Source organism: Microcoleus sp. B3-D7, from assembly GCF_036705305.1.
Lineage (GTDB): Bacteria > Cyanobacteriota > Cyanobacteriia > Cyanobacteriales > Microcoleaceae > Microcoleus.
The window spans coordinates 12,568-24,992 of sequence record NZ_JAUBUE010000046.1; the positions used below are offsets into that span (position 1 = coordinate 12,568).

Sequence of the window (12,425 nt, forward strand, 5' to 3'; positions counted from 1 at the left end):
ATTGATATTTAGTTGTTTCGGATAATTTAGCGATCGCCCACGGCATCGCACAAATGTCTGTCCTCCTCCTTCACCTCGGCATTGGTTCGCAGATAATCTCGCACCCAATCGCAACCAAACACCAGCGGATCTGTATTGAGAATGCGCTTCACATCCCACAAAATCGCCGTTTGGTCATGGCTGGCCGAGACAAGGAAAGTGCCGTCGGGACTAAAGGAAACTCCTGTCACCACACCTGTATGCCCCGTGAGTGTCGTCAGCAAGATGCCATTTTTGTTCCAGAGTTTCACCGTGTTATCCAGACTTGCCGTAGCGACGATTTCACCATCCGGGCTAAAGGAAACTCCCACCACTCCCTCTGTGTGGTCTTTGAGCGTTCGCAGGAGCAGTGCTTTCTGAGGAACTGAGGTGTCTGAGGGCTCTAATTTCCAGAGTTTGACGGTGCCATCTGTACAGGCTGAAGCTAGAGTCTTGCCATCGGGACTGAAACTGACCCCCGTAGTCACAGCCTGATGGGCATCAATCGCCTGCAACAAAGTGCCATCGGGCTTCCAGATAGAAATAGTACCACTGCTACCGACGGCGGCTAAAGCTTTTCCATCAGGGCTAAAGGCCACACTCCAGAAGGCGCTGCCATCTAGCTTCAGAGTTCGCAGTAACACACCGTCTGGCTGCCAGAGTTTTACCGTGCCGTCCATACTTGCGCTGGCAATAATTTTACTATCAGGACTCCAAGTAATTGCGTAAACTATACCTTTGTGGGCGTTGATTTCTCTCAGGAATCTGCCACCCTTGTGCCAGAGTTTAACTGTTTTTTCGGCCCCCACTGCAATGACTTGACCATCAGGACTGAATGCCACATCCCAAAGCCCTCCTGTACCCTCCTTAAGCGTCTTCAGCACCGTGCCATCGACGCGCCAAAGTTTCACCGTGCCGTCTGTACTGGCAGTGGCGACGATTTTACCGTCAGGAGCGAAAGCAGCTTTATAAACAGCAGCGTCGTGACCTAGCAGGGGCAAGAAAAAAATGTTTTTGGGCTGCCAAAGTTTGACAGCATTTCCTACACCCAGCGAAGCAATTGATTTGCCGTCAGGACTGACATGAATATCCCACACGGCACCGCGATGCCCTGCAAAAGTTCTCAGCTCTTTGCCGTCTTTACTCCAAAATTTGATTGTTCGATCGTCGCTGGCTGAGGCGATAATCTGACCGTCGGGACTGAAATCTAGACCCTGAACGCCAGATGCGTGACCCTTAAGGGTTCCTAGGGGCTGTAACTCTTCGTCTGACGGGGCATGGGAGCGCCAAAGTTTAACAGTTTTATCCATGCTGGCGGAGGCAAATATCTCGCCGTCAGGACTAAACTTGACCTCCCAAATGGCAGCGCTATGGCCTTGAAACGTTCGCAGTAACTGTACTGCGTCCCAGAATAAGCCGTTTTTTTTCCACAATCGGATCGTGCCTTCCGCACTTGCGCTAACGAGCATTTCCCCGTCGGGGCTAAAGCTCAGGCTCCTCACCGCATCGGTGCGATCGAGAATGGTTAATAAATTGCCGTTTTTGTCCCAGAGTTTAACGGTGTTATTCTGACCGGATGCAGCTAACGTCTCGCCATCTGGACTGAACGCCACACCGTTAAACTCGGTGCTGTGTCCCTCAAGGGTGTGTAGGAGTTTGGGGCCCGCCCAAGACGTTCCCTCTTGCTGCCAAACTTTAACTGTGCCATCTCCACTGGCGCAAGAGAGGAGTTTACTGTCGGCGCTAAAAGCCATCCTCCATACCATACCGTTGTGGGGAAGAGTGGCAATCAGGGTGCCATCTCGCTGCCAGAGTTTGACCGCGTTCTCTGTACTTGAGGAGGCAATTGTCTGAGCGTCGGGACTGATTGCTAATCTATACAGTGTCGCCTGATGTCCTGAAAAGCGGTTGAACTCCGACACTCCATAAACGGCCTGCTCTAGTAATAATTGCACGCGATTTTCTAGTTCGGGATTTGCCCCACCGAGTTGTTGGAGTTTGCGCTTGGCCATGATTGCGGCGATGAGGGCATCTAATTTTTGCTCTAAGGTGAAGAGAGCTTCGGAGGAGGTGGCGATCGCTTCTACCTCACTTATGGTTGCGTGGCGATATTGCCAAAATGCTGCCGTTCCCAGAAACAGGGCGATCGCTAATGCTAGACTAAGCGCTGCAATAAACCACTTTTGCCTTCTGGCATTTTTTTTCTCTACAGCGAGTCGCGCTTCAACTTCTTTGCTGCGTTCCGCTTCTAAAGCTTGTTGCACTTCTTTGCGATCGCATTCAACGGAAACGGCTAAAAACTGATAGTCTAAATCGCTCAAACTTTTGCCCTGCGCCCAATATGAAGCGTCTTTCAAAGCTTGACCCCTCAAAAGGCGCGATTCGTCTTGTTGTTTGGAAGTAATCCAAGCATCGAAAGCTTGAGAGTAGGGACGCAATTGCCCTAATTGTTTCTCTACCCATTCGAGATTAAATACTTCGGCATAAATGCGATTTTTTACTTGTAAATAGCCTTCTTGTTTGATGATTAATCCCGATAGCAAGAGTTCGATTTGCTCTCGGCTGTCATTTGTTGCCACTTTTACGTTTTGTAAAATTTGCTGATAAATGCCTAGCAATCTACCTGCGCGTTGTTCGTTTCTAAAGATGCGATCGCGTATCGTTTTTAAATGCTCCGGCTCGTCTTGCGATTCCCAGTTCTGGAGGATGTGCGATCGCACCAGCGATTCGACAAAAAATCCCTCTGTTCCAGGTGGTATTTTTAAATCACCGCTGTGGGCTGACCCCGCCTTTTTTACTACTAATTCACATATTTTTTGCGTTAAAAATGGCTGTCCTCCCGTCCAAACTAAGATTTCTTTGAGAACCGCCTGTGGATTGGCTATGACATTTTCTAGCCCTTTCGCTAATGGTTGCGCTTCTTCTAAGCTAAATCCTGACAAATCGATCGCCACTCCAATATTAAAAGGTGTCCGATTTTTATCGGCGATTAAATCGCTGGGTGTAGCTACTCCAAAAATCGCGAAGGTAATGCGGGTATATTCTGGATTGATAGCTCGTTGATTGTAGCAGAAACGAATTAATGCGAAAAAATCATCTACGGCAAAATCTAAACTTAAAACACTATCAATTTCATCGACAAATATAATAATTCTATTATCGGGAAATCCGCCTAATAAAATATCTTCAATAAATTGACTCAATCTTTGCAGGAGAGAAACTTCTTCTTGTTCTTTCCACCAGGTTTTTAAATTAACTTTTCCTAATAAATTAAAGCTGCGCCACAAATCCCCAACGATTCCTTTGTACCACTGTAAAGGAGTAATGTTTTCGCTTCCGATACGGGTCATGTCAATGGTACTGCATTGAAATCCTTCTGCTTGCAGTCGGTGCAGGGTACGAACGAGAAGGGAAGATTTGCCCATTTGCCGGGAGTTGAGGACGTAGCAAAACTCGCCTCGTTTTAAGGCATCATAAAGTTCGATATCTGCTTGTCGTTGGACATAAGTAGGTGCATCACTGGCGAGACTGCCTCCAATTTGGTATGTAACCTTGCTCATGCCGTTTATGGGTTAATTTAAATGTAAGTATCTAGTGAGTTTATTAAAAGGTGAGGATGTGGTGCGATCGCTTCATTCTAATATAACTTACGCAAATAAACTCTCAAACCTCGGTCTAAATAAAGTTGTGCGAACCAAAATAGAGGCGGTACAACTCGCAGCTTAGCGTACAGCGGTTGTTATCGATATGAATCAGCCCCATACTAAATAATTTAGAAGCCACTATCGGATCTAATTCCACTCCGTGTTCCGATTTTACCACTTGTTTAAGTGCAACCGCAAGTTCGGGATACTCTTGCAATGTTGCCCAAAAACTCCGCAAGTAATCTTTATAAATTCCCGCTATTGTGGGAGCTTCTTGTAGTAGCTGATCTAGCGTTACACTGTTTTGACAGAGGTGGTAAAGAGCTAGCCGCACCAGATAAGGATGTCCCCCCACCATTGCCATCAGTCGATCGGCATCGGGGCTATCTGTCCAATCCAGTCCGTGACGCTGGGCTAAAGCAAGTATCTGCTCTTCTGTAAAATAGGGCAATTGCAGCGGTAAACCGACATTAAAAGGCGATTCAGTAAGCTTTAAAGGAACATAAATTTCTGTGGAGTGAAGAACGATTAACCGCAGTTTTCCCAAAGTTTCAATCCGCTTTGCTTCTTCATGCCAGCTTCGCAGGAGCGGCAAAAATTCTCGGGCAATTTTTGGATATTCAAAAATTATATTTACTTCCTTTAAAGCTAACACAAGAGGGGTACTTATTTCTGCTAATACATATTGTTGCAAATAGATGGTACAGCTTACTTTGCTACCCATGTCTTCATCCCAATAATCATCTAATAGAGGTGGTAATTCTAGGTGACGGCTGATGTTGGCACAAAACCAGCGTAAAAATTTATCGAGGTTGTCTAAAACAGCTTCCTCGGCTTGCTGAAAATCTAAACTTACAGTTCGATAATCAAGAGAAGTCGCGCGCTCTAAAATGCGTAGCATAAGAGAACTTTTTCCCATCTTCCTGGGAGCTTTAATCCGCAGCACACTTCCGGGTTTAGTAATCTCTCGATAGGCGAGTTCTTCAATTAGCGGGTGAGGGATATAAAATGGCGAATCCAGGGGCACGGGAGAGCCGGGAAATTCTAAAGGTGTTGCTAGGCATTTGCTGCGGGTGAATGCTTCAATTAATTCTCGTTCCTCTGTGGTCAGGGAACGTGATTCTACACAAGAGCGAAAATTTGATTTGCTAATAGATGTCTGCAAGATTTGAGAGAGAGATTGCCACAAGGAGGAGGCGATGTTTCTCAGGTAATGCTCTCCGTAATGAGAGCCAGATGCGATACTTGTATAAGTCTTTCCTTCCCAAACTTGGCGGAGTATGATTTCTTGTACGGGATATAAATCTTTTTGTAATCGGACACGAGTTAGCTGTAGTACCTCATCTATCGTCATAACTGGCAATAACCATATAAGTGTATCGTTGATATTATCACTTATGATTGAGTGTAAAGCTCAGAGCGATCGCCGATTGGATTGCGACACGATCCTGTCGCGACATTTTTCAGGGGGTAATTGGTCACATAGGTTAATTCTCCCCCAAAGAGTACACTATCAATAAAGAATTCCCTCGCGGGGTGGGGGCGGGTGTATTTAACCTTTCTGCACTCTTCAAGAGTACAAGAGTGAACCTACCTCTACAGGCTTTGGAGAATGGTTCTCTTCGTTAAGTGAAATCCGTGATACCCGTTAAATCTGGTAATTTCCCGGTTGTCTGACGGATCGCTGAGTGCTATAACCTAATTTCAATGGGCGCTGGCGCTCCTACTGGAAACGAATCTGTGCTCAGTTTTTCTTGATCGTTGGCCAAAATGTCATGCCGGTGTCACAGTTGGTATAGAAGGCCGAATTAAAAATGTGACAGTTGACTTTGCGAAAGCTGAGTCGATTGATGTTAATTTAATTAACAGTAGTTTTAGATCGCTGCATTTACTCATCACAAGCGTTAAGTCCAAAAGCATAATTCTTCTTGTTGTGCTAGCAGGTTTTTGGATTTGCCTGTAATCCTGTCTTAAAAACTTTAGCAAATAACCTAGTTGATTTAATGCAAATGGTTCATGAAATTTTTCCTAATTATTTTATTCCTCACGGTCATTGCTACTTGTGGAAGCCTGGATTAGTGGGGCTGCACATTTTGTCCGATGGTTTGATAGCCGTCGCTTATTTTTTGATACCCATCACACTGATTTATATTGTTAATAAGCGGAAAGACTTGCCTTTTGACTGGGTTTTCATGCTGTTTGGCTCTTTTATTATCTGCTGCGGGATTACCCATATTATGGAAATATGGACGCTGTGGCATCCTAATTATTGGTTCTCTGGTTTTCTTAAAGCGATTACGGCGCTGATTTCGCTAAGTACAGCAGCAGTGCTGGTGGAACTAATCCCAAAAATCTTGGCTATCCCCAGTCCCAATCAATTGGCGGTGGCAAATGTAGCTTTACAAACTGAGATTGGCGAGCGCAAACAAGCTCAAGAAGCACTCTCGGAATTAATGCTAGAATTGGAAAAACGGGTGATGGAGAGGACGATCGCTTTAGAATCCACTAATGAACTTTTGCTACAGGAAAATCGCGATCGCTATTTGGCGGAAAATTCATTGCGGCACTCGGAAGCTAAACTGCTAGAACAAACTCAACAGTTAGAAACCGCTCTGCAACAACTTAAAGGCGCTCAAGCTCAACTCGTGCAAACTGAAAAAATGTCGTCTTTGGGGCAAATGGTAGCTGGAGTTGCCCACGAAATAAATAACCCTGTCAACTTTATTTATGGCAATCTGATTCCGGCTGAGGAATACATTAAAGATATTGTGGCATTGATTAAGGCTTATCAAGTTTATTACCCCACTCCTGCGCCGGAAATTGCAGACAAGATTCGCACTATCGAGCTCGATTTTATTTTAAAAGACCTGCAAAAACTTTTGGGTTCGATCAAAATTGGAGCCGAGCGAATTAGGGAAATTGTTAAATCTTTACGGACTTTCTCCCGTTTAGACGAAGCCGATATGAAAAAGGTAAATATCCATGAAGGTCTTGATAGCACTTTAATGATTTTGCAGCACCGCTTGAAAGAACAACCAAACCGTCCGCCTATTCAAGTGATTAAAGAGTATGGAGATTTGCCAGAATTGGAATGCTACGCTGGGCAGCTTAACCAAGTATTTATGAATATTTGTTCTAATGCTATTGACGCTTTAGAGCAGATTGTACAGCAGGGAGATTTGACCAACGGCTATTGGGAAAATAATTTCTCTGACCACTTACAAAACACCTATTGCCCACTGCTAAAAATTCGCATCCGCACCCTTTTAGTTGATGGCAAGTGGGTGCAGATTCACATTGCTGATAATGGCACGGGCATAGATTATGATGCGATCGCTAAAATTTACGATCCATTTTATACGACGAAACCTATCGGTGCTGGTACCGGGCTGGGTTTGGCAATTTCTTATCAAATTATTCAAGCTCATGAAGGTTATTTGCGCTGCACTTCCGAGGTTGGGAGAGGTACTGAGTTTATCATTGAAATTCCGTTGCGATCGCAATTTGGCGATCGCCATCAAGTACAAAAGCAAGCTGTTATGAACAAGCTGGGTTGAGGCGTTAATAAATAATGCTGAATCCAGCTAGATTTTTCGGTTTCTTTTATTTTTTGTCTAACTTAGGCATCATCAAATCCATATTATCTGCCAATAACAAGTATTATGTGGGAAGCACTCAAAAATATCTTTTCCCCTACTCAGTATATGCCTCACGGCCATTGCTATCTTTGGCAAACGCCTTTAGTGTGGCTGCACGTAACTGGGGACTTTTTAATCGCGATCGCCTACTATTCAATTCCGGCGATGCTAATTTATTTTATCTTCAAGCGGCGCGATGTTCCTTTTTTAGGAATATTTGCTTTATTTGGTGCATTTATTATTCTCTGCGGGACGGGTCACTTGATAGACATTTGGACGCTTTGGCATTCCGCTTATTGGCTGTCGGGGATTGAAAAAGGAATTACTGCACTGGTTTCCTGCTACACCGCCGCCTCGATGGTAACACTATTGCCACAGTTTTTGTCCTTAAAAACCCCCCAAGAATTAGAGGCCATAAATCGCAAGTTGCAGACTGAGATTGCTGTGCGTGAAGATGCAGAATTAGCGTTACGCCACGCTTATGATGATTTAGAAATTAAAGTCCAAGAGCGCACCGCACAGTTGACAGAAATCAATGGTTATTTAGAAGCAGAAATAAGAGAAAGGATAGCTGCTGAATCCGCTTTGCGGGAACGAGAAACTAGGTTAACCGAACAACAAAATGGTTTGCTAGAATTAGCAAAAAATTCTAGTATCTACGAGGGAAATATCGCCGAGGCGTTGAGAGAGATTACGCAAATGGCAACTCGTACCCTAAATGTCGATCGGGCAAGTATTTGGTTTTATCAGGAAGATAAATCCTCACTGTGCTGTGCGGATATTTACGAACTGACTCCCAATCAACACAGCGCCGGCGCAGAACTGAAAGTTGCTGACTATCCTAGCTATTTCCAAGCTTTGAAGACAGAACAGGCGATCGCAGCGGTTGATGCCAAAACCGATCCGCGCACCCGAGAATTTAGCGAATCTTATTTGAAGCCTTTAAACATCTCGGCCATGCTAGATGTTCCTATTACCCATAAAGGGCAAATTGCGGGTGTAATTTGTTTAGAACATCAGGGAACGACCAGGAATTGGACGCTCGACGAACAAAGCTTCGCTAGCTATGTGGCGCAGATCGCAGCTTTAGCAATGGAAGCTCGCGATCGCAAGCAAGCCGAGTTAAACTTGCGTTCTGTCACCGAACGCTTGCAATATTTGCTGGCGACTACCCCGGCGGTGATTTTTAGCTGCAAATTAGGGGGAAATTATGAGGTAACATTTGTCAGCGATAATGTTGTTTCAATGATTGGTTACGAAGCGCGAGAATTGGTTGATGGTTCCCTTGATTGGCATAGCCTGGTTCATCCCGAAGATCGAGAGATTGTTGCTACTTCATACGCTCAGATATTGGAAAAAGAATCGATTTCCTACGAATACCGCGAACGGCACAAAGACGGTAGTTATCGCTGGATTTACGATGAGATCAAGTTAGTCAAAGATGCTGCGGGTCTACCTGTGGAGTGCGTTGGTTATGGAGTAGATGTTACTGCTCGCAAACAGGCGGAAATAGCCTTGCAGCAACAAGTAAAAAGGGAGCGGCTCGTGAATGCTATTCAAGAGCGGATTCGCTCCTCTCTTAACCTAGAAGAAGTAATGACAATGGCTGTTGAAGAAATCCGCCAGTTTTTGTCAACTGATAGAACAGTTATTTACCGCTTTAACCCAGATTGGAGTGGATTTATAGCTGTCGAGTCGGTATCTATCGGTACGATGCCGATTTTGGGAATTGACATTAATGACCCTTGTTTTCGAGAACACTACGTCTCTGTTTACGAGCAGGGACACCTGCGCGCGATCGACAATATTTATAGGGCAGGTCTTTCAGAGTGCCACGTTAATTTACTGAGCGAGTTGGGAATTAAAGCTAACCTCGTGGTTCCCATTTTGCAAGGTGAAAAACTATGGGGGCTACTAATTGCTCATCACTGCCGCAGTTACAGGCATTGGACCTCTTCTGAGATAGAATCTCTCCAGCAAATTTCTGTGCAGCTAGCAATTGCCATCAAGCAATCCACCCTTTTTGAACAAGCCAAAACAGAACTTGCCGAACGTAAATTAGCAGAAACAGCATTACAAAAAGCTGTCGTAGCTGCTGATACAGCTAACCGCGCCAAGAGCGAATTCCTTTCTTCTATGAGCCATGAATTGCGGACTCCTCTGAATGCCATTCTCGGATTCAGTCAGGTGATGGTGCGCGATTCATCTCTCAACAATCAACACCAACAGCACCTAGAAATTATTAATCGCGCAGGTGAACACTTGCTTGCGCTAATTAATGACATTTTAGAAATGTCCAAAATTGAAGCGGGCAGAAGTCAGCTTAATGAAAGCAGTTTTAATTTAATGCGCTTGCTAAAAACCTTAGAAGAAATGTTTCGATTAAAAGCTAAATCTAAGAAATTGCAGCTAAATTTAGAAGTTGGTGACGGCGTACCACACTTTGTTACCGCAGATGAAGGTAAATTGCGGCAAATTTTGATTAATCTTGTAGGAAATGCGATCAAGTTTACAGAGATGGGTAGCGTTACTTTGCGAGTAAAAAATAAGGTAGAAGAAAGTTTGGGGACTAAAACGGCAGAGTTTTCGGACACAGACACAAAGCTTGATGACGCGGGTTCTGAACATTCCGAAAACTTAGCGGTTGAAACCGCAGCTATACAAAAAAAACCCGGATGGTGCACAGGTTTTAATCAGTCCGAAAGCTTGGCGGACTGTGATTGTGTAGACGCGAATCACCTTCACCCGGAATTGTTACGCCTTCAGTTTGAAATTGAAGATACTGGCCTTGGCATTGCCGCAGAAGAGATGAATAAGTTATTTGAACCCTTTGAGCAAACAAAAACAGGTCAAAAGTCTCAACAGGGGACTGGATTAGGTTTACCAATTAGCCGCAAATTTGTACAAATGATGGGAGGAGATATTACTGTCAGCAGTACACCGGAGTTGGGAAGTAAGTTTGCATTTGATATTCAAATCAGTCTTGCCACTCCCAGCGAGATTAAAATCCTTAAACCGCAGAAAAAAGTAATTAGTTTAGCCCCGAATCAACCAGAATACCGGATTTTGGTTGTTGACGATCGCGCCGATAACTGCCTAGTCATAGAGAGATTATTGTCACCACTAGGCCTCATCGTGCGAGCAGCTAGAGATGGTGAAGAAGCTATTGCTGTATGGGAGGATTGGCAACCGCACCTGATCTGGATGGATATGCAGATGCCTGTCATGGATGGCTATGAAGCCACCAGAAAAATTAAAGCTCATCCTCTCGGAAAACAAACTGTAATAGTTGCTCTTACGGCTAGCGCTTTTGAAGAGGAACGACAAACTATTTTAGGAGCTGGCTGCGATGATTTCATGCGTAAACCCTTCGAGGCAAAGATATTATTTGCGAAAATGGAAGAACTTTTAGGAGTACGTTACATTTACGAGCAATCTGTGGATGCACCACTAGAAAATAAAAGCCAAATTAGCGGAGTGACTAGCAATCAATCTATCGAGTCACAACTCGGTCAAATGCCTCTTGAGTGGGTAGAAAAGATAGCTCATGCTGCTCATGAATGTTGCGACGATAAAATTGTCAAGTTGATTGAGGAAATGCCGAGCCAGTTTGCTTTGGCAGCAGAATATTTAACTACTTTGGTGCAGGATTTCCTCTTTGACGATATTATAGATATAGCGCAGTCAGCAGTTGCGACGAGGTGAAAATACCTGTTTTTAACTAATTTTAACTTAGGACGCTATTCTCTTTAAAAAATACCTAACCTTCAGCCCCAATAGCGTCTCCTTGCCATCTGTTTTTAGGAGAGAAAATAGGAATTTCTACTGTTTCGTTTTTTTTGAGGTAAAATTCTTAAGTGTTAATATCTGTTATCTTGACAAACTACCGTGAGCGATCGCATGGACAGCCATCAATATCCTACAATTCAAGCCAACATTTTAGTAGTTGATGATAAGCCCGATAATGTGCGGCTTTTATCTACAATTTTGACCGAACAAGGGTATCAGGTTCGTAAAGCGCTGAACGGTCAAAGGGCGATCGCTACAGTGCAAGAGTTTCCGCCAACTCTAATTTTGCTGGACGTGATGATGCCAGACATGAATGGATATGAGGTATGTGCAAAGTTGAAAGCTTCACCAAAAACCAGTTCCATTCCGGTAATTTTCTTAAGCGCCTTAGATGACGTTTTAGATAAGGTGAAAGCTTTTGAGGTGGGAGGAGTTGACTATATTACTAAACCTTTTCACGGTAAAGAAGTATTGGCACGAGTGGCAAATCAGTTAACAATTCAAAGTCAAAAACAGTTACTTCAAGAGCACACGAAGCAATCCCAGGAACTTGTCGAACGTTTGCAAAACGAAATTAAAGAGCGGCAGGGGGTGGAGCTAGCTTTACGGCTTGCTCAAACAAAGTCGGATCATTTATTGCTGAATATTTTACCAGCAGCGATTGTTGAAAATTTGAAAAAGGGCGAGGGTTCTCCTGCCCAGAGGTTTGATTCAGCAACAGTTCTTTTTGCCGATATTGTCGATTTTACGTCTATTGCTGCTAGAATGTTACCTCTAGAATTGGTAAATGTATTGAACCAAATTTTTTCCAGGTTTGACCAACTAACTGAAAAACACGGTTTGGAAAAAATTAAAACCATTGGAGATGCTTATATGGTAGCGGGGGGGTTGCCGGTGCCGAGGGCAGATCATGCAGAAGCGATCGCGAATATGGCCTTGGATATGCAGGAAGCGATCGCTGATTTTCAAAATGACAGAGGCGAACCCTTTCAAATTCGGATTGGCATTCATACAGGGCCAGTAGTGGCTGGCGTAATTGGCACTAAAAAATTTATCTATGACTTGTGGGGAGATACTGTTAATGTTGCTTCTCGGATGGAATGTCAAGGATTACCGGGATATATTCAAGTTACTACGGCTATTTACGAACTGTTAAAAGATCGGTATTTATTTGAGGAAAGAGGTGCGATTACGATTAAAGGAAAAGGAGAGATGAGCGTCTATTGGCTAAAAGCTAAAAAAGATAATTCAGCGGTAGAAACCGATGCTTGTCAAACGAAGTCCACTCCTAGCGAACTAATAGAGTACCCAAATACCTCACTTATTTAAGAAGTTG

The 12,425-nt window shown here is 44.0% G+C and carries 5 protein-coding genes; 3 read left to right on the forward strand and 2 right to left on the reverse strand.

Features of this window, described 5'->3' with window-relative positions:
- Window positions 1–26: 26 nt before the first annotated feature.
- Both QUB25_RS23980 and QUB25_RS23985 read right to left on the reverse strand, forming a co-directional pair.
- Window positions 27–3,578, reverse strand: a complete 3,552-nt coding sequence (locus QUB25_RS23980) for an AAA-like domain-containing protein (protein ID WP_333186878.1) — start codon at window positions 3,576–3,578, stop codon at window positions 27–29.
- A 115-nt stretch (window positions 3,579–3,693) separates the two neighbouring features.
- Window positions 3,694–5,016, reverse strand: coding sequence for an AAA-like domain-containing protein (locus tag QUB25_RS23985; protein WP_333186881.1), 1,323 nt, complete (start codon window positions 5,014–5,016; stop codon window positions 3,694–3,696).
- Between the two features lie 649 nt (window positions 5,017–5,665).
- On the opposite strand from QUB25_RS23985, the gene QUB25_RS23990 reads away from it, so the two are divergent.
- The 3 genes from QUB25_RS23990 to QUB25_RS24000 all read left to right on the forward strand — a co-directional run bounded on the left by QUB25_RS23990 (window position 5,666) and on the right by QUB25_RS24000 (window position 12,418).
- Window positions 5,666–7,219, forward strand: a complete 1,554-nt coding sequence (locus tag QUB25_RS23990; protein WP_333186884.1) for an ATP-binding protein — start codon at window positions 5,666–5,668, stop codon at window positions 7,217–7,219.
- Between the two features lie 105 nt (window positions 7,220–7,324).
- Window positions 7,325–11,005, forward strand: a complete 3,681-nt coding sequence (locus QUB25_RS23995; RefSeq protein WP_333186887.1) for a GAF domain-containing protein — start codon at window positions 7,325–7,327, stop codon at window positions 11,003–11,005.
- A gap of 195 nt (window positions 11,006–11,200) precedes the next feature.
- Window positions 11,201–12,418 carry an adenylate/guanylate cyclase domain-containing protein gene (locus QUB25_RS24000; protein WP_333186938.1) on the forward strand — a complete coding sequence of 406 codons (1,218 nt, stop codon included), beginning with the start codon at window positions 11,201–11,203 and terminating at the stop codon, window positions 12,416–12,418.
- Window positions 12,419–12,425 lie beyond the last annotated feature (7 nt).